This is a genomic window from Cedecea sp. Ae19-4, from assembly GCF_059801165.1.
Genome location: NZ_JBCHWG010000003.1, coordinates 61,111 through 84,178, shown reverse-complemented (window position 1 = coordinate 84,178; position 23,068 = coordinate 61,111). Strand labels below are relative to the sequence as shown.

Here is a 23,068-nt window from a genome sequence, read left to right as displayed (position 1 = left end):
GTCAAAGAGGTCATTCCTATGTCTACATCCCTGAAGTACCCGATTGTTCTGGTCCACGGTCTGTTCGGTTTCGACAAAATTGGCGGGATCTACCCCTATTTCTACGGCATCAAAGAGGCGCTGGAGAAAGCCGGGGCGAAGGTCTACATCGCCACGATTTCCGCACTGAACAGCAATGAAATGCGCGGCGAGCAGCTGCTGGAATTTATCCGTAAAGTCCTGGCCGAAACGGGTGCGGCAAAAGTTAACCTGATTGGCCACAGTCAGGGGCCTTTGGCCTGTCGTTACGCTGCGGCTACCCACCCTGAACTTATTGCCTCGGTAACCTCCGTGAACGGCGTTAACCATGGCTCCGAAGTGGCAGACCTTGTTCGTCTGGCGCTGAAGCCTGGCCGCCTGCCAGAGTCTATCGCCAATGCTGCTCTGTCGGCTTTCGGCCAGCTGCTTTCCGCCCTGGCGGGGGCACCTCGTCTGCCTCAATCCGGCGTAGATGCCCTGGATGCGTTGACCAGCGAAGGCGTTGCCGCCTTTAACAAGAAGTATCCGCAGGGACTGCCTGCGCAGTGGGGCGGCCAGGGCAAAGAGCTGGATAACGGCGTCTACTACTACTCGTGGAGCGGGATTATCGACTACAACCCGCTGAATCAGGGCGCGAACAACCTGGATCCGCTGCACGTCGCCATGCTGGCGTTTTCCATCCTGTTCACCAACGAACGTTTCCAGAACGATGGCCTGGTTGGCCGTTACAGCAGCCATCTGGGCAAAGTGATTGGCTCCGACTATTCGATGGATCACGTCGATGCCATCAACCAGCTTGCCGGCGTGGTGGCCAGCAACAGCGACCCGGTCAAGCTGTACGTCGACCACGTGGCTCGTCTGCAGGCCAAAGGGCTGTAAGCCTTATCTGAACCGCCTTCGGGCGGTTTTTCTTTGGAGAAATCAATGAATGACACCACGCGTCCGGGCTTTCTGACGCCGCTGGGGGCATCGCCACACTACGACGATGTACTTGATGCCGATCTTACCGGCTGGATTGTCGGCGTATCAGGCCTGCCGCCGGAAATGGTGATGGCGAAGTGGAGCGACCCGCCACCTGCCACGCCTGAGGCCGGTATTACCTGGTGTGACTTTTTTACCAACGTGAAGCAGGCGGAAGCGTCTTTCTTCCACTCACAGGACAGCGATCAAAGCGTACTTCAGAGCACCGAGTCCGTGGACGTGACCTGTGGCTTTTATGGCCCCGGCGCTCAGGCCGTTGCCGCGCTTTTTCGTGATGGCCTGAACGTGCCGCAAAACAATGCCGAGCTTAACCGACTGGGCCTGACGTTTTTGCAGTGCGGCGACATTACGCCGGACCCTGAATTTATCAATAACCAGTGGCTACGCCGCTACACCCTCACCGTGGTGCTAAAGCGCAGTATTGCCCGGCGCTACGGTATTCGTTCCATCCTTTCATCCGCAGTAAAAATCATTGGAGAGTAAGCTATGTCACAGGGTTTACCTGTATCTAACATTGTCAGCGTGACAGTGAATATGGCGCCGCGTGCGGCGCAGTCCCGTAACTATGGTGCGCTGCTGGTCGTAGGCGCGAGCAACGTTATTGACGCCAAAGAGCGTATGCGAGCTTATTCCAGCCTGAGCGGCGTAGCCGCCGATTTTGGTCTGGAAGCGCCGGAATACAAAGCCGCCAGCCTCTACTACCAGCAGTCCCCGCAGCCTGCCGACCTGTATATCGGGCGCTGGGTTAAAGAAGGCGGCGAGGGCAAAGCCGGAGAAACCATCGCCGAATGCGTCTCCGCGCTGAGTGCGCACTCGACCGACTGGTATGGTCTGGTGATTGCCGACGATACCCTTACCGATGAAGGCGTGCTGGCCGTGGCGGCGGTTATTGAAGGCGACGGCGTTTCCCGTATCTTTGGTCATACTTCCGCCAGTGCTAAAGTGTTGGATGCTAACGACAGCACCGATGTCTTCAGCAAGCTGAAAGCGGCTAAGTTCGCCCGCACTTTTGGTCAGTACTCCAGCGCCACGCCGTTTGCGGCAGCCTCCCTGTTTGGCCGCGCGTTTACCGTTAACTTCAACGGCAATAACACCACCATTACCCTGAAATTCAAGCAGGAACCGGGGATTACCGCAGAAACGCTGACCCAAACGCAAATCAATGCTCTTTCCGCGAAAAACGCCAACGTCTTTGTGAATTACAACAACGATACCGCCATTATTCAGGAAGGCGTAATGAGCAACGGCAGCTTCATCGATGAGCGCCACGGCCTGGACTGGCTGCAAAACTATGTGCAGACCAACCTCTATAACCTGCTTTACACCAGCACCACCAAAATTCCGCAAACCGATGCCGGTGTTACCCGTCTGCTGAGCAACGTTGAGCACTCCATGGCGCAGGCGGTCACCAATGGCCTGGTCGCACCGGGTGTCTGGAATGGCGCCGATATTGGCCAACTGGCCTCCGGCGACACGCTGACCAAAGGCTACTACGTTTACGCCCCAGGTGTAGCGACTCAGGCGCAGTCAGACCGCGAGGCGCGTAAGGCGCCAGTGATTCAGGTGGCCTGCAAACTGGCGGGTGCCGTGCACTTCGCTGACGTCGAAATCAATGTTGTTCGTTAAGGAGATTTAAATGGGTACTTATTCTTTTATGGATGTGACGGCTTCTCTTGTGGGGCCAACCGGCGTGATTGATTTGGGCGCGGGCAGTGCGAACGGTGATGCCGGGATCAAAGTGGAAATGGCTGGCACAAAAAACACGATGACCGTCGGCATAGACGGTGAGGTGATGCATAACCTCTCTCCGGCTAAAAACGGTTCGATCACCGTGACCTTGATGAAAACCTCCCCGGTGAACAAAAAGCTGATGCTGGCTTACAACGCCCAAACGCTCTCCTCGGCATTGTGGGGTAAGAACACCATTGTCGTGCGCAACACTTCCTCCGGCGATTTGGTCACCGCTCGTGACGTGGCATTTTCACAGCTACCGGCCAATGCCAATGGCAAAGAGGCGGGCACCATGGACTGGAAGTTTGACTGCGGCAAAATCGATCAGCTGCTTGGGGAGTTCTAAGCCATGGAAATTACCCTGAAAGCGGTGAACTACCGCATTGGCAAGCTCGGCGTTTTCGAGCAGCTTAGCGTTGCTCGGAAGCTGCTGCCGGTTCTGGCAGGCGTTGTGGGTGATTTTCGCAGCTTGCAGGGTAAGGAGGGCGGAAACGCCCTCGAAACCGTGCTGCCAAAAATTGCCCGCACCCTTGCCGACCTCAGCGAGGAAGATTGCAACACCATTCTGTATCCGTGCCTCTCGGTCGTGACGCGCGAACACATGAAGGGCTGGGTGCCGGTCTTTAGTCAGGGCGCATTGTCCTTTGACGATATCGATCTGATGACACTGCTACAGCTGGTGGCCCGGGTGGTGGCCGACTCGCTGGGAAATTTTTTGCAAGAACTCCCCGGCAGCGAAAAACCGGCTCCGTCGGCGGCCTGAGGCTGGAGGCGCTGCCGGGCGGGGAAGATTACATTCTTCGCCCGACGGAGGTCTTCGGCCTCAGCTGGCTGGATCTAAAAAGCGGCGCGGTGGATCTCTACGATATTGCGCTGATGAATGATTACCTTGAGATGCAGGCCGATAACAAGGCCTGTATCACACGCTGGAGAGAGGAAAATGAGCGCTAGCACACAGCTTGTTCCTTACGTCCCGATCCCAGATTTTTTTTATCAAGAAGACCTTAGCTCGCGAATCAACGCCGCTTTTGGGGAACTGGATAAAACGCTGAAAAAGGGAAAAGAAGAGGCGGCAAAAGTTGATTTTGAAAAACTGGCTAAAAGTTTCGAAAACTTCAGTAATCAGGTGCTGTCTCCGCTAACTAAAGCGGGATCCTGGTTTGAAAAGCGGCTGTCTGGCATCGAGAAGGATGCACAGGCAGCTCAATCTCTGAACGCCGATTTAGAGGCTTACAAGGCACTGCAATACGGTGCCAGTCAGTCAGGGGCGGACATTGGTGCGCTGCAAAAGTCGATTAAAAGCGTCAGTGAGTATGTGAACGGTGACTCGCTGCACGAGAGCCTGTTGAAAAGTCTCGGCGTAAAAACGCATGATGACGCTGGCTTAAAGCGGGATAACGCCGATATTTTCACGCAGGTTGCCCGTTCTTTGGGCGCAGTGAACAGAGACAGCGCCGATTTCTATGCATTGAATCTGGGGATTGATGACGACACGCTGCATGCGATGCAGCGCGGATTAAGCCAGTTTGCCGAAGAGTATCAGGACTTGTCCATCCGCATAGGCGGAAGCGCAGAGCAAAGCGCCGACCAGTCCGAAAAATTTATGCAGTCCTGGCGTAAAGCGGACTCCGTGTTTGATTTGTTAGTAGCAAAATCAGGCGGCGATCTGGCCGAAAAATTGGCTGAGCCCGTTGAGAGACTGGCCGAAAAAATGCTGGTTAAAGCGCCACAAATTGAACGCGTGTTGGACAAAATTGGCGCCGTCGTTGAACAGTTTGCTGACATTTTCGTTGATGCACTGAGCGGCACCATCGACTGGGTTACCGACGTGATGGCGTGGTGGGATCGCCTTGACGAAGGTTCTCAGGGGCTAATCGGTGGTTTAGCGGGGCTTACCGCGGCCTGGCTGGTTCTGAACAGCGCATTTCTCGCTTCCCCTGTCGGGATTATCCTCTCGCTGGCTGCGGCCATTGGCCTGCTTTATAACGACTACCAGAAATGGAAAGCTGGGCAAGAGAGCTTTATTGACTGGGGAGAGTGGGGACCGGTTATTGAAAATGTCGTGGGAGGTTTCCGTTTAATCGGTGAGGTAATTAAAGTCGCTGTTTCGGCGGTTGGCGGCTGGGAAACCGTATTTCGTTCCCTGGCAACCTATACAGCTATTTCTTGGGCAACAAAGATGATTACCGCCATCGGAACCGTTATTCAAGCCTTGAGGCAACTAATGGGAATATCAGCCAAAGCGGTTCCCAGAAGCATATTAGGGAGATTAGGTGGCGTTGGAGCAGCTGCTGTCATGCTGGAGCCTATTATTGATAAAGGATTAAATTCAGCCTTTGGCAGTTACGATTATTTTCAACGTATTCGCACTGCACCTACCTTTAAAGATTTGGGTTTGGCATTGTTTGGTAAAGGCGATGCTCATTGGCAGGATGGTAAATGGGTTGATAACAGATTAAATAATGATGAGGCAAGAGATGAGATCAAACCATCTATGGATTTAGGTTCTTATAAACCTTCTTCTTTGTTAAATAATCTGAGTCATCCAGGTATTGAGTCTCTTTTATTAAGCGGATATGGGAATGATCCGGGTTGGCGCTATGCTACACCAAGTGAACTTGGGAGTAATAATGTCAGCAATGTGAGTTCACCTATTATAAATCACAAAGTTGATATTGTGGTAAATGGTGCTGGTGACCCGGCTTCGGTGGCAAGTGAAATTGCACTGCGCCAAACGAGTGCTTATTCATTAGTCACACAGATGAATATGGTTGGAGTGACATGATATGAATATTACTTCAGCATTACTTTGGGCTAAATCTCTTGGCTCAGCCTTTCTTGCACAACAAGTTATTCTTGATGAAAGCCATTCCGATTCTATTGAAATTGCTTCTCATCCCGTTGAAATGGGAGCCAATATCAGCGATCACTTTTGGCGGAAACCCAGCGAGCTCACTATGAATTGTGTTTTCTCCGGCGGAGGGTGGCTTGACTTTAGCAATATCAAAGAGCCAGGGTTTCACTGGGATGGTACGCAGCAAAATATTTATAAAAATCTTTTGCAACTACAAAATCAAGGTGAGCCAATCTCGGTGATTACCAGTAAACGCAGCTATCAGAATATGCTGCTTAAGCAAATTGGTGTTACTGTGAATAAGGAAACCAGTAATATTCTTAAATGCTCACTGACGTTTGCTGAAGTCATTATTTCTTACACTGAGGCATTGCCTGCAGCGCCTAAAGCGAATATGAGAGAGGGAATTTCTACTTCTGCTGTCGCAAGTGGTGGGACTAAAACTACCATGCCAGCGGGTGAGGCTCATATCAACGTCTTGCCGCTGCCCGGCGCAAGAACGTCTGTACGTTAAGGATAGGACCATGTCTATAGAGGAAATTCCACTCACCGCGGAGAACCAACTCTTCACTATTCAGCTTGGCGGGCAAAAACTCCGTTTGAGGCTTATTTTTCGGGATTCTGGTGGTTGGATTCTGGACTTGCTTAACCTGGATGATACGCCCCTTGTTACTGGTATTCCGCTGGTACAGGGCGCTAATTTGTTGGAATCTCACAGCGGGTTAGGTTTTTCTGGTGGTTTATGGGTTATATCAGACGATGAGGCCCATGAATATCCAACGAAAGCTAACCTCGGCACACTCAGTCATCTTTATTTTGTCAGTCAGTATTAAGGGGGCGATATGAGCCGGAACTGGTCACGCCACCTGGAACTTCAACTGGTGGATAACAATGACAAGGGAATATCTCTTTCCGGGTTTAAAGTTACATTCAAAATTTCCTGGCAAAGTGGCGCGAACCCAAAAGTTGCCGAGATTAAAATTTATAATCTCAGTGAGTCTACGTCAAAAAGAATCACCGGGCCTGAATTTACCCGGATTCGTATCTTCGCTGGTTATGGTCGAAGTGTTTATGATGAGTCTGAAGTTGGTACGGTAAAACCTGTAATAGTTGGTGCCAGGTCCAACGAAACTAATGTTGGATTATTATTTGGCGGCGACATTCGTCTAACAGTCACCGGGCGAGAAACATCGCCCGATAATTGGCTGGTAATTCAGGCCATTGACGGGCATGAAGTTATTTCTTCTGCAGTATTAAGTGCCACGCTTGCGAAAGGGTATACCGCGGAAGATATGTATGACCTGATTGGCAACGCATTAAAACCTTACGGTGTAGTTAGTGGTAATAGACCCATATTCCCTATTACAGAGTTTCCTCGAGGATATACATTTCACGGTAAAGTTAGCGCCTATCTAGACAGGCTGGCAAGTCTATGTGGCGCTGAGTGGCAGATATTGAATGACAGGTTAGATCTCTACACGCCAGATCAAATATCTCATGAGCCAATTAATATTAGTAGCCGTAGTGGTGTCATTGGCATGCCACAACAAATATCTGGAAATGAGTTTTCGCTGAAATGTCTTATTAATCCAGATATTCAGGTTTATGGCTTAATTAAGCTGGATAATAACTGGCCTTATCCGGCCGTGCCTGAATTAGGTACGACAGCTGCATCGGCCAATGCGCAAAGGGCCAGCGGTGGAATATATAAAGTGTATGGCATCGTTTATAAAGGCGATTCCCGAGGGACGGAATGGTACATGGATATTATGTGTCGCCCATTAAATAGCCAACACCCGAGTGATGAAAATGTAAATAAATGGTCCACAGAAAAAATGAAATAAGAGGCCAGCCTCGGCGGGCTTTTTACTACTGGAGGTTAGATGGCATTAACAACGTCTTCCCTGATGGGAGAATTTGCCGAGGCTCTTGCCACGAACAATGCTGCGTTGAGTAATACGCTGCGTGTGGCGCTGCCTGGCATTATTCAGTCTTTTGATCCACAAACCGTTACCTGCGCTGTCGCCCCAGCGATCAGAGGCGCACAGTTCGCCAGAGACGGAACTGTGTCCCAAGTCAATTATCCTCTGCTGGTGGATGTGCCGGTTGTTTTCCCGCATGGCGGAGGGTGCTCGCTGACGTTTCCGCTTAAAGCGGGAGACGAATGCCTGGTTATTTTCGCCGATCGCGCCATCGACTTTTGGTGGCAAAGCGGAGGCATTCAGGAGCCGGTCGATGCCCGTCAGCACTCGTTGTCGGATGCCTTCGTGTTGCCTGGCCCTCAGTCACAGGCGAAAAAAATCAGCGGCATCAGCACTTCGGCGGTTCAGCTACGCAGCGAAGACGGCAAAGCCTTTGTTGAGCTGGATCCCAGCAGCCACAGCATCACGCTCGCTACGCCGGGAAAACTTACCGCGACGGCGGCCAGCATTGACCTGACCGGTGAGGTCAATATCAAAGGCAACGTGACCGTGAGCGGAGATGTTACTGCCAGCGGGATAAGCCTGACGAATCACCGCCACGGCGGCGTGCAGTCCGGCGGTGCGAACACGGGAGGTCCGGTATGAAATACCGCAGAGAGAGCAGCGACGGAGATTACACCTTTGGTCAGGGAGAAAACACCTTCCTGGAAAACTCGCCGGAGTGCGTGGCTCAGGCGGTGAGTACCCGGCTCAAGCTGTGGCAGGGTGAGTGGTTTCTGGATAACCGGACCGGCACACCTTACCGCCAGTCCGTTCTTGGCAAACAGCAGGATGACACCTGGGTATTAATGCTGATTGACCGCGTCAGCCAGACCATGGGCGTTAAGTCCGTGCTGGATGTCACCGCCGCGCGCACTGAAAAACGCACCGTAACCTTCAACGCCACCATCGACACCGTTTACGGTCCTACCACTTTAAACAGCGAGGCATAAATGGCCCTCAATTCTGAAACGCTGGGGTTATCGGCAACGGTAACGGCCCAGGGGATAACCGCGCCTGATTATCAAAGCCTGTTAGGGACTTTGATGGATGCGTTCAGGCAAATCTACGGCACCGATGCGTACCTGGAGCCGGACAGCAAAGACGGGCAGCTCATCTCGCTGGTGGCGCTGGCCATTCATGACGCTAACAATGCGGCGATTGCTTCTTACAACAGCTTTTCGCCTGTGACGGCAATGGGGCGGGCGTTATCTAGCAACGTTAAGATCAACGGTATTGTCAGGCGGGCAGCGACTTTCTCGACGGTCGATCTGCTGTTGACGGGCATTCCCGGCACGACCATCACCCACGGTTCCGTCAGGGATGACAGCGGCGTGACGTGGTTTTTGCCTGAGGTGGTGTCGATAGGCGTCGATGGCTCAGTCATCGCCACCGCAACCTGTGCCAGCAGCGGCGTAATGGTAGCCCCTGCGGGGTCTATTACCATTATGGGCACCCCAACGCGCGGCTGGACTGCGGTCACGAACCCTCAGGCTGCCACGCCGGGCGTAGCAGCGGAAACTGATGCCGAATTGCGCATCCGACAGTCGCAGAGCGTTGCCTTGCCTGCGCTCACGCCGTTCGAAGCGGTCGAGGGAGCGATTGCCAACATCGCAGGCGTTACCCGGCATAAGCTCTACGAAAATGATACTGGCACCGTCAACGCCAATGGCCTGCCTCCGCATTGCATCGCTGCGATTGTGGACGGCGGGGATGTGACGGAAATTGCCCAGACGATCAGGGGTAAAAAGGGCCAGGGCGTGGCAACCTTCGGCACCACGTCCATTGTGGTGCCCGATCTCTACGGCAATCCCCACAGCATTGCTTTCTCTCGGTCCGGCAATGTGCCGATTTACGTCGACATCGTGCTGAAAGTGTTCACTGGCTATACGTCGCAAATCGGCGAGCAGATGAAGCAGGCGATTGCCGACTATATCAACGGCCTGGGCATTGGCGACAACGTGCTGCTGAGCCGCATTTACTCACCGGCCAACCTGGGCGTAGTCAGCGGCGGGAAAGCGCGTTATTACGACATCACCGACTTGCTGATCGGTAAATCTACCTCTGCGGTCGCGGCGGCTAACGTCAATATCGGCTACAGCGAAGCTGCCTCCTGCAGCGTGGACAACATCAATATCACGGTGAGCTCATGAGTAAATATACCGGGCGCATCACCAGCTACCACGCCAGCAAGCCCCTGTTTTTTGCTCACGTGGATCTGAGCACCCGTCCTTTCACTGAGACCGCAATGATCACCGAAAGCCTGATCGATGCGTTTGATATCGACACTGCGGTTGGGGTTCAGCTTGATGCGCTGGGGCAGTGGATTGGGCGAAGCCGCATCGTTAGCCAGCCGATTTCCGGCGTCTATTTTAGCTGGGACACCGACGGGCTGGGTTACGACCAGGGCGTGTGGCAGGGACCTTACGATCCCGATGCAGGCTACACCTCACTGAGCGATGAAACCTACCGCATCATCCTCAAGGCAAAAATCGCAATGAACAACTGGGACGGGCAGAACGACACTCTGCCCGTGATTCTGGACGCCGCCACGGCAGGCGCAGGGCTGCGAATGCAAATCGTCGACAACCAGGACATGACCATTTCTGTCTGGGTACTGCCGGAAACGGACATTGCTGACGTGTCCCTCGAGCTTCTCGCGGCCATCAAACAGGGCTACCTGACGGTGAAAGCCGCCGGCGTTTGGGCCGGAGACATTCAGACGCCTTCGGTAGAAGCGCCGTCGCAGGGCGGCAAATTCTTTGGGTTTGATATCAACAATCACTATATCGCCGGTTTTGACGACGGCGCATGGGAGAGGAAACTTTAATGGCTACAAATCAGTTTAAACCTTTTGCAACCAGGCCTGACGCCAACGTCACGCCGCAAAATGAATGGGAAAATTTGCCCGCGCTGTTAAGCGGCTTTGCCGGCGGTAAAGCCAGCAGCGCTCAGGTGAACAAAGCGCTGCGCCAGACGTCATTTATTGCCGCCGCGCTGGCCCAGTTCGTAAGCGATAAAAGCGGGCAGGACGTGCTGGACGACGGTGATATCGCTGCCTTCCTGGCGAAGCTTGCTTCAGGTTTTGGTAACCAATATCTCAGCCGCCAAAACCCCTTCGCGGATATCAAGGCCGACGGTGCCGGGGCGGTTTCTACGGCTCTCGCAAACCTTGGTTTGGGGGAGGCGGCGAAACGGGGAGTAGGGACGGGAGCGAGCCAGGTGCCTGATATGTCTTTCTGGCAAAAAAGTGCAGGTACTAGTCGATGGAGAAAATTTCCAGACGGAACAATAATTCAGACAGGAATTTCCGTTGCTGGTAATTTAGGAACACCATCAAATATTACATTGCCTGTATCGTTCAGCAATACGGCTTATTCTGTTGTAACATCTTATGATAATGCTCGTTCAGGGGTAACTGCCGTTTATAGTTTCTCGGCCTTGCCCGTTACACCATCTCAATTTGCTTTGATGGGTTCGCTAGCATCTCAGACATCTGAGCAATTTGCTTACTGGATAGCGATAGGGGATTAACAGATGAAAAATTACTTTTATTCTAAAAAAGAGAATGGCTTTTTTATTGATTCTGAATATGCACCTGATGATTCGGTTGAAATAAGTGCTGAGCGCTGGTCAGAGTTACTCAAGGGTCAAGAGAACGGGCTTTTTATTTCAGGTAATGAAAATGGGGAGCCAGTACTGCTCGAAAAGCCACCGCTCACCCATGATAATCTTATTCATATGGAAGTAATGAATAAGAACTTTTATATATTAAAAGCAAACGAATTCATTAACAATAAACAATGGCCTGGTAAAGCCGCAATTGGCCGTCTAAAAGACGACGAACGTGTGCAGTACAATTTATGGCTAGATTACCTGGATGCATTGGAAGCTATTGATACTTCCAACGCACCAGATATCGAATGGCCTACGCCGCCGGTTTCTCCGGCCAGCTAACATCAGGCGCGGTGGAGGTATCTATCGCCTTCGCCGCTTTGATGTATTCCATCCAGACGGTTAATTTCTCTTTATCAGCCTCGCTGATAATACCCAGGGTGAGTTCTGTTCGCCAGTCAGCAGTGATATTGTTTGCTTCACTTAACAAGGTTTTCCGTTTTAGTTCTGCATCAGAAATATCGTCTTTTTTCTTTGCGTCAATGTCCGTCACCCATTTTTCGCCATCCCATTTATCATAGGCTGTTGCAGGGGCGATTGTCGTTGTATCTGATGGATAACCCCCCAGCTTTGAAATAGTGATTTTTTCACCATCAAGCGTACTATAAATCGTTTCCCCCCTGTTGTCGGGGATATATTCCCACGCCGTAAGATCATTTTTTCGGCAAATGGCAAACCCTTTTTTTCGTTCGCCTGGTGCATCAATGCAGGAATTGGCAGGTAAACCGACTCCAATAGCAAGATATTCAACCGTTAAAGAAAGATACTCTTTCGTATATCCATCATAGTTAAATACATTAATTTCTCCAGCCAGTGTCGCAATAAGATCGTTGTTTAATTTTGCGTCAGCCATTATGCGGCCCTCACTATAAAGTTAAATGCAATATTTCGAGGTCTATTTTCGTTTGAAGTTGGAACCACTAAAGAGGCATCAAACAAAACACCATAATTTGTCACAGGGTATGAGTTTTGGGGCACGGGGATTATCGAATTATTTACACCTGAATCATATATAGCAAGGGCACCATTAACACCCGTTGGGAGAACTACTGTATTATTTATCTGCCCTTGAGTATAAGCGACTATACTCCCTCGAATATTACGTATTGTATCACCCTGTAATGACAGTAATGCACGGCCAGCATCCCCCCCTCTCCCATCATCCCAACCACGAATAAACTCCCCACGTAAATCAGGAAGCACAAGCGCGGGATATACCTGTGCAAGTTTTGGATATTGAGCCGCTGAAAACGCTGCGCCATTGCATTTCAACCATCCTGCCGGCGCTACAGACAACGCCCACGGAACAGGCACACCAACCGGCAAAGCTGATCCTTCCCCCAAACCAACCTTTAAGAAAATGCACATCCTGCCGCGCCGTGGCATGCTCTCAGCCTTTTGTGAGGCAAAACGTCATGCTGGTAGGCTATGTCAGGGTGTCAACAAATGACCAAAATACTGCGCTGCAGAAAAATGCGCTGGAGTGTGCAGGATGTGAGCTGATTTTTGAGGATAAAATCAGCGGTAAAACGGCGGACAGGCCGGGGTTAAAAAAAGTACTCAGAACGCTGAGTGAAGGCGATACGCTTGTTGTCTGGAAGCTGGACCGGCTTGGGCGCAGCATGCGTCACCTTGTTTCGCTGATTGAGGAACTGCGTTCGCGCGGGATTAACTTCCGCAGCCTGACGGACAGCATTGATACCTCCACGCCAATGGGGCGATTTTTCTTTCACGTGATGGGCGCTTTGGCCGAGATGGAACGCGAGCTTATCGTCGAAAGAACCCGCGCTGGACTGGCGGCGGCCAGAGCGGAAGGGCGAATTGGCGGGCGTCGGCCTAAACTCTCGGCAACGCAATGGGCGCAGGCCGGGAGGCTAATTGCTGCCGGAGAAACAAGGCAGCAGGTGGCGATTATTTACGATGTCGGCGTCTCTACGCTGTATAAAAAATTTCCGGCAAATGCGAAAACCTAAACCAGCTTTTTCACCAGCGCCTCACTCTGGCGGATCCGCTCCGGCGCGTTTTCCAGGTCCTGTTGAACCAAGGCCATAAACAGCAGATCGGTCAACATCATCTGGGCGCTGGTGGAGGAAATTGCGGCGCTGCGCGTGGCCTGTTCTTCCGCGATGGTATACAGGCACAGGCTGGCGCGCTGCTGTAGGGCGTTAGGCGTGAAGCCGGTAATCGCGAGGATTTTCGCGCCGGTGTTCAGCGCTTCATCGGCGGCCAGATTGATCTCACGGCGCTCGCCCGAGTAAGAAATAGCGAGCAGCACGTCTTCCGGCGTCATCGCCTGCACGGTTGCCAGCAGGGCATGCATATCCTGCTCGGCGACAGCGTGAATACCAATCTTCATCAACTTCCACGAGAAATTCTTCGCCACCAGGCCAGAGGCGCCTATTCCCACGAGCAGCACGCGCCGCGCATTGCGCAGCAGCGAAACGCTCGCCAGCAATTTATCTTCCGCATTAATATCCAGCGTGGCGTGCATCGCCGCGATATTCTCTTTAATCAATTTTTCCCCAACAAGCCTCAGCGGATCGTCACCTAAAATTTGGTTATGAACCGGGACAGAGTTAGGATTTTGACCGCTCGCCAGCGCTTCGCTGATCGCCAGTTTCATCGCCGGGAAGCCCTTGAACCCCAGTTTCTGCGCGAATTTTACGACGCTGGACTGGCTGACACCGGCTTCTTCCGCCAGCTGCTGTGAACTGAGGTGGCGTGCGCGATCGGGCTCAGCGAGCAAAAAGTCGGCCAGCTTGCGGTCACTCTGGGCCAGCATGGCGTAACGGCTTCGAATGCGCAGTAAACAGTTCATTTCACCTCCGGGGCGGCACTTCTGATAACGACTTGCTCTGGTAAGCATTTGAGCGAATTATAAATTCCATTATAGAGCAATGTTGCCGAATTAAATATTCTGTTGTGTTCAACCTGCCAGCCAGTAAGGCACGCGGAAAATCGCGGGGCTATCTGTTAGGCTTTAGCTGGCGTTGTTTCGTGAACGCGAGTCCAAAAGGAGCCTGAATTGACACCCCATCACCCGCGCCGCGTCGTCTTTTTTGACCTGGATGGCACCCTGCATCAGCAGGACATGTTCGGCAGCTTTCTGTTTTATCTCCTGTGCCGCCTGCCGTTGAACGTGCCGTTGGTTATTATGTTGCTGCCGCTGATTGGCGGCATGATGCTGATCAAAGGCAGCGCGGCCCGCCAGCCGATGAGCCTGCTGTTATGGGGCATCACGTTTGGGCGCAGCGAGGCCCGGCTTCAGCGGCTACAAAGCGAGTTTGTCGCCTGGTTCCGGCAGAAGGTGAGGGGATTTCCCGTCGTCCAGCAGCGCCTCACGGATTATCTGCACAGCCCGGATGCCGACGTCTGGTTGATTACAGGTTCACCGCAGCCGCTGGTGGAAAAAGTCTATTTTGATACGCCGTGGCTGCCGGAGGTCAAAGTGATTGCCAGCCAGATTGCACGGGCTCACGGCGGCTGGATATTGACCCTGCGCTGTCTGGGCCATGAGAAAGTGGTGCAACTGGAACAGCATCTTGGCTCGCCGCTGCGGCTTTACAGCGGCTACAGTGACAGCCATCAGGATAATCCCTTACTCTATTTCTGCGAGCACCGCTGGCGCGTTACGCCTCAGGGGGAACTGCAGCAGCTTGAGTGAGGCGTTTTGAATCCGTTGAGCGGTGTGTATAATGCGCCGCCCACTTTTGCCGCGGAGAGCATTGTGTCAGACACAGAATTTACCCATGAACACTGGATGCGCCACGCCCTGACCCTCGCTCAACGAGCATGGGATGAAGGCGAAGTGCCCGTCGGTGCGGTGCTGGTACACAATAATCAGGTCATAGGTGAAGGCTGGAATCGCCCGATAGGTCGCCACGATCCTACGGCTCACGCGGAGATCATGGCGCTGCGTCAGGGCGGTCTGGTACTGCAAAATTACCGTCTGCTGGATACCACGCTCTATGTCACGCTCGAACCTTGCGTCATGTGCGCGGGGGCGATGGTGCATAGCCGCATTGGCCATTTAGTGTTTGGGGCGCGTGACGCTAAAACCGGGGCGATAGGCTCGCTGATGGACGTGCTCGGCCACCCCGGCATGAACCATCAGGTGCAGGTCAGTGAAGGGGTGCTCGCGACAGAGTGCTCAGCCATGCTGAGCGATTTTTTTCGTGCTCGTCGCCTGGAGAAAAAGGCCCTAAAGGAAAAGACCCGTAAGACGGACTAGTCAGCTCCACCGGGGCAACCGCAGGGTAAGCCTCGGCAAATTTATCAGCCTGGATCGCCTTCTTCTGTTTCTCCTGCAAATACCCTTCCAGACTTAGCTGATACTTGCGGATGTTTTCTACATACGCGTAAGCCTCGTGTCCACGAGCATATCCATAGGTTGTTTTGCTGTAATAAGGCTTCAGGCTCAGCAACGGCAGGCGTGTTTTCACATCGGCCCAGCTGTCCGGGTTGCCTTTCTGTTTGGCCGTTAGCTGACGGGCATCCAGCATGTGCGCATAGCCCATGTTATAGGCCGCCAGTGCGAACCAGATACGCTCGTATTCCGGTACCGTGGCCGGCACTTTGCTCATCATATCTTTCAGATACCGGCTGCCGCCGCTGATGCTTTGTTCGGCATCCAGCCTGTCGGTGATGCCGAGGCTTTGGGCGGTATTTTTTGTCAGCATCATTAAACCGCGCACGCCCGTAGGCGACGTCGCGTGGGTATCCCAGTGGGATTCCTGATAGGAAATGGCAGCCAGCAGCGGCCAGTCAATATCGTCGGAGTACTTTTCAAACAACGGCTGGAGTTCCGGCAAAACGGCATCCACCGCGTTCAGGAAGGTTCGGGTATCGACGTAATCAAAATCGCCAATATGGCCCAGGTATTTCTCCTCAACCCTTGCCAGCGTACCGTCGCTGCTGATCTTATTATAGAAATCGAGCAGCGCGGCGCTCATGCTGTCATCGCCATCGCGTTTAGAGAACCAGGTGACCGGTTGTTCATCCGTGACGTCCAGGGCTACGGCCAACTGAGGGTGTACGCGTTGGAAAAGGCTGATGGCGATGGAGTCCGAGATGGTAAACGCGATATTGCCATCAACCACCTGCTGCAAGAGCTGGTTGCTGGTTTGTTTGGCGTCGATGTTCCAGCTCAGGTCGGGGTACTGAGCATCTTTTAGCTTTTGCAGATCGCTTACCACTGCCTGGCCCGAAGAAAGCACCAGCTGCGATGGCTTGACGCCGCCGAGAGATTTGGGGCGCGGGCTACCCACGCGGTAGACCATCTGCTGTGACACGGAATAATAGGTCGGCCCTGCCTGGTAGTCGCTGCTGCGGCGAGAGTTATACACCAGGCCGGCGGCGAGCAGGTCGGCGTTGTCGTTATCCAGGTCATCAAACAGCGCGTTAATGTTTGGCCGCACGACCACTAACAGCTTCACGCCCAGGTAGTCTGCAAACTGTTTTGCGAGTTCGTAATCGAGGCCCGTTGCCTTGCCGTTAATCATCGTCCAGGTCAGCGGCGATGAAATGGTACTGACGCGCAAAACCCCCCGCGCTTTGATCGCGGCGATACGGTTTTCGGCCTGATTGAAACCTGGAATGGAGGGCCATAAAGCCACTGCCAGCAACAAGGTGACGATACCGATAAGCAGATAATTAATCTTTATTCTTTTCAAATAGATAACATTCTGCAGCAGGATGAGCCTTAGCCAACAATAACCATGATTTGTCTGAACCCCGTGAGTGAGTGAGGCGCATTTTGCGTAAGAAAACGCCAGTAAGCAACTTTTAAGAATATATCGTTTACTTTTCGTGCAATAAAAACTTCTGCTGTTATTTCTACGCAAACGGTTTCGTCGCGGCGGAGGATTCTCTATAATGACGCCCGTTTTCCCCCCTTCGCCCTGAAGACGAGAGATCTTTAATGATGGAAATTCTGCGTGGTTCGCCTGCTCTTTCGGCATTTCGTATTAACAAACTCCTGGCCCGTTTCAACGATGCTCACCTCCCGGTAAGCGATATTTATGCCGAGTATGTTCATTTTGCCGACCTTGAGGCGCCGCTGAACGCTGACGAGCTTGCCCGCCTGCAGCGGCTGTTGAAATATGGTCCAACCCTCGCAGAGCATGCGCCGGAAGGCACCCTGCTGCTGGTGACTCCGCGCCCTGGCACCATCTCCCCCTGGTCTTCAAAAGCTACCGATATCGCCCACAACTGTGACCTGCCGCAGATTAAACGCCTTGAGCGCGGTGTGGCCTGGTATGTTACCGGCAGCACGCTGACCGCTGAGCAGTTGCAGGACGTTGCCGCTCTGCTGCACGACCGCATGATGGAGAGCGTGTTTACCTCTCTGAACGATGCACAGCAGCTGTTTACCCAGCAGCAGCCGGCCCCTGTGCAGAGCGTTGATCTGCTCGGGAAAGGGCGCGATGCGCTGGTGGAAGCGAACATTCGCCTTGGCCTCGCGCTGGCGGAAGACGAAATCGACTACCTGCAGGATGCGTTCAACAAGCTTGGCCGCAACCCGAACGACATTGAACTGTATATGTTTGCTCAGGCGAACTCCGAGCACTGCCGCCATAAGATCTTTAACGCCGACTGGATTATTGACGGGCAGAAGCAGCCGAAGTCGCTGTTCAAAATGATCAAAAACACCTTCGAGAAAACGCCGGATTACGTGCTGTCTGCCTATAAAGACAACGCGGCGGTGATGGAAGGTTCCGCCGTCGGCCGCTTCTTCGCCGACCGTGAAGCAGGGCGCTATGACTTCCACCAGGAAGACGCGCATATCCTGATGAAGGTTGAAACCCACAACCACCCTACCGCTATCTCTCCGTGGCCGGGCGCGGCAACCGGCTCAGGCGGTGAAATCCGCGACGAAGGCGCTACCGGGCGTGGCGCGAAGCCAAAAGCAGGCCTGGTGGGCTTCTCCGTGTCTAACCTGCGTATTCCGGGCTTTGAACAGCCGTGGGAGCAGGATTTCGGCAAGCCAGACCGCATCGTTACCGCGCTGGATATCATGACCGAAGGCCCTCTGGGTGGGGCGGCGTTTAACAACGAATTTGGCCGTCCGGCGCTGACCGGCTACTTCCGTACCTATGAAGAGCAGGTGAACAGCCACAACGGCGTGGAGCTGCGCGGTTACCACAAACCTATCATGCTTGCGGGCGGGATCGGCAACATCCGCGCCGACCACGTCCAGAAGGGCGAAATCACCCCTGGCGCGAAGCTGATTGTGCTGGGCGGCCCGGCAATGAACATCGGCCTGGGCGGCGGGGCGGCTTCGTCAATGGCTTCCGGCCAGTCCGATGCGGATTTAGATTTTGCTTCCGTGCAGCGCGACAACCCTGAAATGGAGCGCCGCTGCCAGGAAGTGATCGACCGCTGCTGGCAGATGGGCGACGACAACCCAATCCTGTTTATCCACGATGTTGGCGCGGGTGGCCTGTCTAACGCCATGCCTGAGCTGGTCAGCGATGGCGGACGCGGTGGCCGCTTCGAGCTGCGCGATATTCTTAACGACGAACCGGGCATGAGTCCGCTCGAAGTCTGGTGTAACGAATCTCAGGAGCGCTATGTGCTGGCCGTTGCGCCAGAGCAGTTGCCGCTGTTTGATGAACTTTGCCGCCGCGAGCGCGCGCCGTATGCGGTGATTGGTGAAGCCACCACCGAACAGCACCTGACGCTCAACGACAGCCACTTTGATAACCAGCCTATCGACATGCCGCTGGACGTGCTGCTGGGCAAAACGCCGAAGATGGAGCGTAACGTTGAGACGCTGAAAGCCAAAGGCGATGCCTTCAACAGCAGCGAAATTTCTATTGCCGATGCGGTGAAGCGCGTTCTGCACTTGCCGACCGTGGCTGAAAAAACCTTCCTCGTGACCATCGGTGACCGCACGGTAACCGGCATGGTGTCCCGCGATCAGATGGTTGGCCCGTGGCAGATCCCAGTCGCCAACTGCGCGGTGACTACCGCCAGCCTGGACAGCTACTACGGCGAAGCGATGTCTATCGGTGAACGTGCGCCGGTGGCCCTGCTGGACTTCGCGGCATCCGGTCGTCTGGCCGTGGGCGAAGCCTTAACGAACATCGCCGCGACCAAAATTGGCTCCCTGAAGCGCATTAAACTCTCCGCAAACTGGATGGCCGCAGCCGGTCACCCTGGCGAAGATGCCGGCCTGTATGAAGCGGTGAAGGCCGTTGGCGAAGAACTTTGCCCGGCTCTCGGGATCACCATCCCGGTGGGTAAAGACTCCATGTCGATGAAAACCCGCTGGCAGGAAGGTAACGAGCAGCGCGAGATGACCTCTCCGTTGTCGCTGGTGATCACCGCGTTTGCCCGCGTGGAAGACGTGCGCGGCACCGTGACGCCACAGCTGAGCACCGAAGACAACGCCCTGCTGCTGATCGATTTAGGCAAAGGCCATAACGCGCTGGGCGCGACCGCGCTGTCCCAGGTTTACCGTCAACTGGGCGATAAGCCTGCGGACGTTCGTAGCGTTGAGCAACTGAAAGGTTTCTGGGACGCAATGCAGACACTGGTGGCGGATCGCAAACTGCTGGCCTGGCACGACCGTTCCGACGGTGGGCTGCTGGTGACGCTGGCGGAAATGGCCTTTACCGGCCACTGCGGCGTTGAGGTTGATATCGCCGGTCTCGGTAACGATCGCCTTGCTGCATTGTTTAACGAAGAGCTGGGCGGCGTGATCCAGGTTCGCGCTGAGGAGCGCGCAGCCGTTGAGGCGCTGCTGGCTAAGCATGGCCTGGCTGACTGCGTGCATTACCTCGGTAAAGCTGTCGAAGGCGACCGCTTCACTATTAGCGCTGACGGGCACGCTGTGTTCAGCGAAAGCCGCACCACGCTGCGTATGTGGTGGGCAGAAACCACCTGGCAGATGCAGCGTCTGCGTGACAATCCAGACTGCGCGGATGAAGAGCACAACGCCAAGGCGAACGATAACGATCCTGGCCTGAACGTGAAGCTGAGCTTCGATATCAAAGAAGATATTGCTGCGCCGTTTATCGCGACGGGCGCTCGTCCTAAAGTGGCCATCCTGCGTGAGCAGGGCGTTAACTCCCACGTTGAGATGGCGGCCGCCTTCCACCGTGCGGGCTTTGACGCCATCGACGTGCATATGAGCGACCTGCTGGCGGGCCGTACCGGGCTGGAAAGCTTCCATACGCTGGTGGCGTGCGGCGGCTTCTCTTATGGTGACGTGCTGGGCGCGGGTGAAGGTTGGGCGAAGTCCATCCTGTTCAACGCTCGCGTGCGCGATGAGTTTGAAACCTTCTTCCATCGCCCGGAAACGTTGGCGCTTGGCGTTTGTAATGGCTGCCAGATGATGTCTAACCTGCGTGAGCTGATCCCAGGCAGTGATTTGTGGCCGCGCTTCGTGCGTAACCAGTCCGATCGATTTGAAGCGCGCTTCAGCCTGGTTGAGGTGACCTCCAGCCCGTCGCTGCTGTTGCAGGGCATGGCCGGTTCCCATATGCCTATCGCGGTTTCTCACGGCGAAGGTCGTGTGGAAGTGCGTGATGCCGCTCATCTCGCCGCGCTTGAAAGCAAAGGGCTGGTGGCGCTGCGCTTCGTGGATAACTTCGCGAACGTGACCGAGACCTACCCGGCTAACCCGAACGGTTCGCCGAACGGCATCACTGCGGTGAGCAACGAAAGCGGGCGCGTGACCATCATGATGCCGCACCCTGAGCGCGTGTTCCGCACCGTAAGTAATTCCTGGCACCCGGCAGAGTGGGGTGAAGACAGCCCGTGGATGCGTATTTTCCGCAACGCGCGTAAGCAACTGGGCTGATTACCCTCACCCCGACCCTCTCCCTAAAAGGGAGAGGGAGAAAACAGCAAACAGGCTCCGATCCAGTTCCCTCTCCCCTTTGGGGAGAGGGCCAGGGTGAGGGGCTTTTTTTGTCACTAAACCCCGACACCTTCGCTTTTATAGTGTCGTCAAAAAGAGACATTTAACTCATTGATTTTTAATGATGTGATTGAGCGGGTTAAAGAGTGTTGTGAAATGGCGACATAGAGAACAAAAAATACGCACGATATATCCTCCTGCATTCCTTCATAACCATATTTAAAACAATGAGTTAAATTTAAACTTGTAAAGTTGGCATGATATCTGCTTAATAACGCTCAGTGGCTCATTCAATCTCTTATGTCAGCGTCTTTTCAGACAGACTACATAAACCGCCGAATGACGCACAAAAAGGTGCCTGCCGTCCGATTTTTGATAAATGCCTTTCGGCTTATCATGCTCCGGGCGAAACGTTGAGTAAGGCGCCGCCTAATTCCTAAACAAAGGCAGGGTTTTTGACCCTGCCTTTGTTGTTTCCGGGAATCGCACCTTTCCACCACGCGCAATCGCGGCTAGCATCGTGTCATACAGGTAATGTGAGATGAAGCTATTGAACCAGTGGCATTTTTTCCCTCGATCTTTGCGCCAGCTTGTCATGATGGCCTTTTTATTGGTGCTCGTACCGCTGCTGGTGCTTGCGTGGCAGGCGTGGCAAAGCCTTAACGCCCTGAGCGCTCAGGCCGCGTTGACCAACCGCACCACGTTGACCGATGCCCGCCGCAGTGAAGCGATGACTAATGTCGCGCTGGAAATGGAGCGGAGCTACCGTCAATATTGCGTGCTCGATGACTCACGCCTTGCCCAGCTGTATCAGGGGCAGCGTCAGCGCTATGCTCAAATGCTTGAAGCCCACGCCTCCGTATTACCCGATCCGAAACTCTATCAATCGCTCAGCCAGTCTTTGAGCGATCTGGCTGAACTCAAATGTAAAAACAGCGGGCCGGAAGCGCCTGCGGCAAACCAACTGGAACAATTCGCCTCAACCAATGCAGAAATGGTGCAGGCCACGCGGGCGGTGGTGTTCTCTCGTGGACAGCAGCTGCAGCAGGAAATTGCTGAGCGAGGCCAGTTCTTCGGCTGGCAGGCCTTGGTACTGTTTCTGCTCAGCCTGGGGCTGGTCATCATCTTCACCCGCATGATTATCGGCCCGGTTAAAGGCATCGAACGGATGATTAACCGGCTGGGGGAAGGGCGTTCGCTCGGCAACAGCGAGGTCTTTAAAGGGCCGCGTGAGCTGCGTTCCGTTGGGCAGCGCATTGTCTGGTTAAGCGAACGCCTGTCCTGGCTTGAATCCCAGCGCCACGAGTTCCTCCGCCATCTTTCCCATGAATTAAAAACGCCGCTCGCCAGTATGAGAGAGGGGACCGAACTGCTTGCTGACCAGGTTGCCGGGCCGCTCAATGCCGACCAAAAAGAGGTCGTCGCTATTCTGGACAACAGCAGCCGCCACCTGCAAAAGCTGATTGAACAACTGCTGGACTATAACCGCAAGCTGGCGGACGGAACGGTAACGCTGGAAAGGGTCGAACTGGCCCCGATTGTCGAGATGGTTATCTCTGCCCACAGTCTGCCGGCGAGGGCTAAAATGATGCATACCGACATTCAATTGAGCCCAAAAGCCTGCCTCGCTGAGGCGACGCTGCTGATGAGCGTACTGGATAATCTCTACTCCAATGCGGTGCACTATGGCAGTGAATCCGGTACCATTTATCTCCGGAGTTTGCAGGTGGGCGCGATACTGTACATTGAGGTCGCGAATACCGGCGAGCCGATTCCGGCCACGGAACAAGAGATGATTTTTGAGCCTTTCTTCCAGGGTAGCCACCAGCGGAAGGGCTCCGTAAAGGGAAGTGGGCTGGGGTTAAGTATCGCCAGGGATTGCATTCGACGTATGCACGGAAAACTTAGCCTGATCAACGCTAACAGCGCGGAAGTGTGCTTCCGTATCGAATTACCGGTTTTCCCTGAGAATGATTAAAA

25 protein-coding genes are annotated in these 23,068 nt (G+C 53.9%); 21 read left to right on the top strand and 4 right to left on the bottom strand.

Annotated elements, in window-relative coordinates:
- The first annotated feature begins 18 nt into the window (after nt 1-18).
- The 16 genes from AAIE02_RS18355 to AAIE02_RS18280 all read left to right on the top strand — a co-directional run bounded on the left by AAIE02_RS18355 (nt 19) and on the right by AAIE02_RS18280 (nt 11,502).
- Nucleotides 19-897 carry an esterase/lipase family protein gene (locus tag AAIE02_RS18355; protein ID WP_008459483.1) on the top strand — a complete coding sequence of 293 codons (879 nt, stop codon included), beginning with the start codon at nt 19-21 and terminating at the stop codon, nt 895-897.
- 45 nt (nt 898-942) lie between these two features.
- On the top strand, nt 943-1,482 hold the full coding sequence (locus AAIE02_RS18350) for a phage neck terminator protein (RefSeq protein ID WP_498533017.1): 540 nt from the start codon (nt 943-945) through the stop codon (nt 1,480-1,482).
- 3 nt (nt 1,483-1,485) lie between these two features.
- Nucleotides 1,486-2,625, top strand: coding sequence for a DUF3383 domain-containing protein (locus AAIE02_RS18345; RefSeq protein WP_498533016.1), 1,140 nt, complete (start codon nt 1,486-1,488; stop codon nt 2,623-2,625).
- 10 nt (nt 2,626-2,635) lie between these two features.
- Nucleotides 2,636-3,076 carry a phage structural protein gene (locus AAIE02_RS18340; protein ID WP_085541535.1) on the top strand — a complete coding sequence of 147 codons (441 nt, stop codon included), beginning with the start codon at nt 2,636-2,638 and terminating at the stop codon, nt 3,074-3,076.
- A gap of 3 nt (nt 3,077-3,079) precedes the next feature.
- The gene (locus tag AAIE02_RS18335; protein WP_336981877.1) at nt 3,080-3,493 is read left to right on the top strand and encodes a phage tail assembly chaperone; all 414 of its coding nucleotides are present in this window, start codon (nt 3,080-3,082) and stop codon (nt 3,491-3,493) included.
- 113 nt (nt 3,494-3,606) lie between these two features.
- Entirely contained in the window at nt 3,607-3,681 is a 75-nt protein-coding gene (locus AAIE02_RS18330) for a DUF6889 family protein (protein WP_441302654.1), read from the top strand.
- On the top strand, nt 3,671-5,515 hold the full coding sequence (locus tag AAIE02_RS18325; protein ID WP_336981879.1) for a phage tail tape measure protein: 1,845 nt from the start codon (nt 3,671-3,673) through the stop codon (nt 5,513-5,515). The genes AAIE02_RS18330 and AAIE02_RS18325 overlap by 11 nt, the downstream gene beginning before the upstream one ends.
- A gap of 1 nt (nt 5,516) precedes the next feature.
- Entirely contained in the window at nt 5,517-6,098 is a 582-nt protein-coding gene (locus tag AAIE02_RS18320; RefSeq protein ID WP_085541539.1) for a phage baseplate protein, read from the top strand.
- Nucleotides 6,099-6,108: 10 nt separating this feature from the next.
- Nucleotides 6,109-6,417 (top strand): phage baseplate plug family protein, encoded by a 309-nt coding sequence (locus tag AAIE02_RS18315; RefSeq protein ID WP_336981882.1) that lies wholly within the window; start codon nt 6,109-6,111, stop codon nt 6,415-6,417.
- 9 nt (nt 6,418-6,426) lie between these two features.
- Nucleotides 6,427-7,428, top strand: coding sequence for a hypothetical protein (locus tag AAIE02_RS18310; protein ID WP_498533015.1), 1,002 nt, complete (start codon nt 6,427-6,429; stop codon nt 7,426-7,428).
- A 39-nt stretch (nt 7,429-7,467) separates the two neighbouring features.
- Nucleotides 7,468-8,151 carry a Gp138 family membrane-puncturing spike protein gene (locus tag AAIE02_RS18305; RefSeq protein ID WP_336981886.1) on the top strand — a complete coding sequence of 228 codons (684 nt, stop codon included), beginning with the start codon at nt 7,468-7,470 and terminating at the stop codon, nt 8,149-8,151.
- Entirely contained in the window at nt 8,148-8,498 is a 351-nt protein-coding gene (locus AAIE02_RS18300; RefSeq protein ID WP_085541543.1) for a contractile injection system sheath initiator, read from the top strand. Before AAIE02_RS18305 ends, AAIE02_RS18300 begins: the two co-directional genes overlap by 4 nt.
- The gene (locus AAIE02_RS18295; protein WP_498533014.1) at nt 8,499-9,698 is read left to right on the top strand and encodes a baseplate J/gp47 family protein; all 1,200 of its coding nucleotides are present in this window, start codon (nt 8,499-8,501) and stop codon (nt 9,696-9,698) included. It begins immediately after the preceding gene.
- Nucleotides 9,695-10,375 carry a DUF2612 domain-containing protein gene (locus tag AAIE02_RS18290; protein WP_336981890.1) on the top strand — a complete coding sequence of 227 codons (681 nt, stop codon included), beginning with the start codon at nt 9,695-9,697 and terminating at the stop codon, nt 10,373-10,375. Before AAIE02_RS18295 ends, AAIE02_RS18290 begins: the two co-directional genes overlap by 4 nt.
- Nucleotides 10,375-11,079, top strand: coding sequence for a gp53-like domain-containing protein (locus AAIE02_RS18285; RefSeq protein WP_498533013.1), 705 nt, complete (start codon nt 10,375-10,377; stop codon nt 11,077-11,079). Before AAIE02_RS18290 ends, AAIE02_RS18285 begins: the two co-directional genes overlap by 1 nt.
- 3 nt (nt 11,080-11,082) lie before the next feature.
- The gene (locus AAIE02_RS18280; protein ID WP_336981896.1) at nt 11,083-11,502 is read left to right on the top strand and encodes a tail fiber assembly protein; all 420 of its coding nucleotides are present in this window, start codon (nt 11,083-11,085) and stop codon (nt 11,500-11,502) included.
- On the opposite strand, the gene AAIE02_RS18275 is transcribed toward AAIE02_RS18280, so the two are convergent.
- Both AAIE02_RS18275 and AAIE02_RS18270 read right to left on the bottom strand, forming a co-directional pair.
- Nucleotides 11,474-12,073 carry a tail fiber assembly protein gene (locus AAIE02_RS18275; RefSeq protein WP_336981894.1) on the bottom strand — a complete coding sequence of 200 codons (600 nt, stop codon included), beginning with the start codon at nt 12,071-12,073 and terminating at the stop codon, nt 11,474-11,476. The genes AAIE02_RS18280 and AAIE02_RS18275 overlap by 29 nt on opposite strands.
- Entirely contained in the window at nt 12,073-12,606 is a 534-nt protein-coding gene (locus AAIE02_RS18270; protein ID WP_498533012.1) for a phage tail protein, read from the bottom strand. Before AAIE02_RS18270 ends, AAIE02_RS18275 begins: the two co-directional genes overlap by 1 nt.
- A 29-nt stretch (nt 12,607-12,635) precedes the next feature.
- On the opposite strand from AAIE02_RS18270, the gene AAIE02_RS18265 reads away from it, so the two are divergent.
- Nucleotides 12,636-13,193 carry a recombinase family protein gene (locus tag AAIE02_RS18265; RefSeq protein ID WP_166990415.1) on the top strand — a complete coding sequence of 186 codons (558 nt, stop codon included), beginning with the start codon at nt 12,636-12,638 and terminating at the stop codon, nt 13,191-13,193.
- Here AAIE02_RS18265 and AAIE02_RS18260 read toward each other — a convergent pair.
- The gene (locus AAIE02_RS18260) at nt 13,190-14,038 is read right to left on the bottom strand and encodes a MurR/RpiR family transcriptional regulator (protein WP_166990418.1); all 849 of its coding nucleotides are present in this window, start codon (nt 14,036-14,038) and stop codon (nt 13,190-13,192) included. The genes AAIE02_RS18265 and AAIE02_RS18260 overlap by 4 nt on opposite strands.
- 207 nt (nt 14,039-14,245) lie before the next feature.
- Here AAIE02_RS18260 and yfhb point away from each other — a divergent pair, with 207 nt between their 5' ends.
- Nucleotides 14,246-14,884, top strand: coding sequence for a phosphatidylglycerophosphatase C (gene yfhb / locus AAIE02_RS18255; protein WP_498533011.1), 639 nt, complete (start codon nt 14,246-14,248; stop codon nt 14,882-14,884).
- A 96-nt stretch (nt 14,885-14,980) separates the two neighbouring features.
- Nucleotides 14,981-15,451 carry a tRNA adenosine(34) deaminase TadA gene (gene tadA / locus AAIE02_RS18250; RefSeq protein WP_442892767.1) on the top strand — a complete coding sequence of 157 codons (471 nt, stop codon included), beginning with the start codon at nt 14,981-14,983 and terminating at the stop codon, nt 15,449-15,451.
- Here the strand turns inward: tadA and mltF are convergent.
- A complete protein-coding gene (gene mltF, locus AAIE02_RS18245) occupies nt 15,342-16,892 on the bottom strand; it encodes a membrane-bound lytic murein transglycosylase MltF (protein ID WP_498533010.1) in 1,551 nt (516 codons plus the stop codon). The genes tadA and mltF overlap by 110 nt on opposite strands.
- A gap of 248 nt (nt 16,893-17,140) precedes the next feature.
- On the opposite strand from mltF, the gene purL reads away from it, so the two are divergent.
- Both purL and AAIE02_RS18235 read left to right on the top strand, forming a co-directional pair.
- Nucleotides 17,141-21,028 (top strand): phosphoribosylformylglycinamidine synthase, encoded by a 3,888-nt coding sequence (gene purL / locus AAIE02_RS18240; RefSeq protein ID WP_498533009.1) that lies wholly within the window; start codon nt 17,141-17,143, stop codon nt 21,026-21,028.
- A 601-nt stretch (nt 21,029-21,629) separates the two neighbouring features.
- A complete protein-coding gene (locus AAIE02_RS18235; protein ID WP_442892321.1) occupies nt 21,630-23,066 on the top strand; it encodes a sensor histidine kinase in 1,437 nt (478 codons plus the stop codon).
- Nucleotides 23,067-23,068: the final 2 nt, after the last annotated feature.

Bases quoted from the DNA above. Each gene is read 5' to 3' on its own strand.
- AAIE02_RS18355 (WP_008459483.1), top strand. From the start codon at position 19: ATGTCTACATCCCTGAAGTACCCGATTGTTCTGGTCCACGGTCTGTTC.
- AAIE02_RS18350 (WP_498533017.1), top strand. From the start codon at position 943: ATGAATGACACCACGCGTCCGGGCTTTCTGACGCCGCTGGGGGCATCG.
- AAIE02_RS18345 (WP_498533016.1), top strand. From the start codon at position 1,486: ATGTCACAGGGTTTACCTGTATCTAACATTGTCAGCGTGACAGTGAAT.
- AAIE02_RS18340 (WP_085541535.1), top strand. From the start codon at position 2,636: ATGGGTACTTATTCTTTTATGGATGTGACGGCTTCTCTTGTGGGGCCA.
- AAIE02_RS18335 (WP_336981877.1), top strand. From the start codon at position 3,080: ATGGAAATTACCCTGAAAGCGGTGAACTACCGCATTGGCAAGCTCGGC.
- AAIE02_RS18325 (WP_336981879.1), top strand. From the start codon at position 3,671: ATGAGCGCTAGCACACAGCTTGTTCCTTACGTCCCGATCCCAGATTTT.
- AAIE02_RS18320 (WP_085541539.1), top strand. From the start codon at position 5,517: ATGAATATTACTTCAGCATTACTTTGGGCTAAATCTCTTGGCTCAGCC.
- AAIE02_RS18315 (WP_336981882.1), top strand. From the start codon at position 6,109: ATGTCTATAGAGGAAATTCCACTCACCGCGGAGAACCAACTCTTCACT.
- AAIE02_RS18310 (WP_498533015.1), top strand. From the start codon at position 6,427: ATGAGCCGGAACTGGTCACGCCACCTGGAACTTCAACTGGTGGATAAC.
- AAIE02_RS18305 (WP_336981886.1), top strand. From the start codon at position 7,468: ATGGCATTAACAACGTCTTCCCTGATGGGAGAATTTGCCGAGGCTCTT.
- AAIE02_RS18300 (WP_085541543.1), top strand. From the start codon at position 8,148: ATGAAATACCGCAGAGAGAGCAGCGACGGAGATTACACCTTTGGTCAG.
- AAIE02_RS18295 (WP_498533014.1), top strand. From the start codon at position 8,499: ATGGCCCTCAATTCTGAAACGCTGGGGTTATCGGCAACGGTAACGGCC.
- AAIE02_RS18290 (WP_336981890.1), top strand. From the start codon at position 9,695: ATGAGTAAATATACCGGGCGCATCACCAGCTACCACGCCAGCAAGCCC.
- AAIE02_RS18285 (WP_498533013.1), top strand. From the start codon at position 10,375: ATGGCTACAAATCAGTTTAAACCTTTTGCAACCAGGCCTGACGCCAAC.
- AAIE02_RS18280 (WP_336981896.1), top strand. From the start codon at position 11,083: ATGAAAAATTACTTTTATTCTAAAAAAGAGAATGGCTTTTTTATTGAT.
- AAIE02_RS18275 (WP_336981894.1), bottom strand. From the start codon at position 12,073: ATGGCTGACGCAAAATTAAACAACGATCTTATTGCGACACTGGCTGGA.
- AAIE02_RS18270 (WP_498533012.1), bottom strand. From the start codon at position 12,606: ATGCCACGGCGCGGCAGGATGTGCATTTTCTTAAAGGTTGGTTTGGGG.
- AAIE02_RS18265 (WP_166990415.1), top strand. From the start codon at position 12,636: ATGCTGGTAGGCTATGTCAGGGTGTCAACAAATGACCAAAATACTGCG.
- AAIE02_RS18260 (WP_166990418.1), bottom strand. From the start codon at position 14,038: ATGAACTGTTTACTGCGCATTCGAAGCCGTTACGCCATGCTGGCCCAG.
- tadA (WP_442892767.1), top strand. From the start codon at position 14,981: ATGCGCCACGCCCTGACCCTCGCTCAACGAGCATGGGATGAAGGCGAA.
- purL (WP_498533009.1), top strand. From the start codon at position 17,141: ATGATGGAAATTCTGCGTGGTTCGCCTGCTCTTTCGGCATTTCGTATT.
- AAIE02_RS18235 (WP_442892321.1), top strand. From the start codon at position 21,630: ATGAAGCTATTGAACCAGTGGCATTTTTTCCCTCGATCTTTGCGCCAG.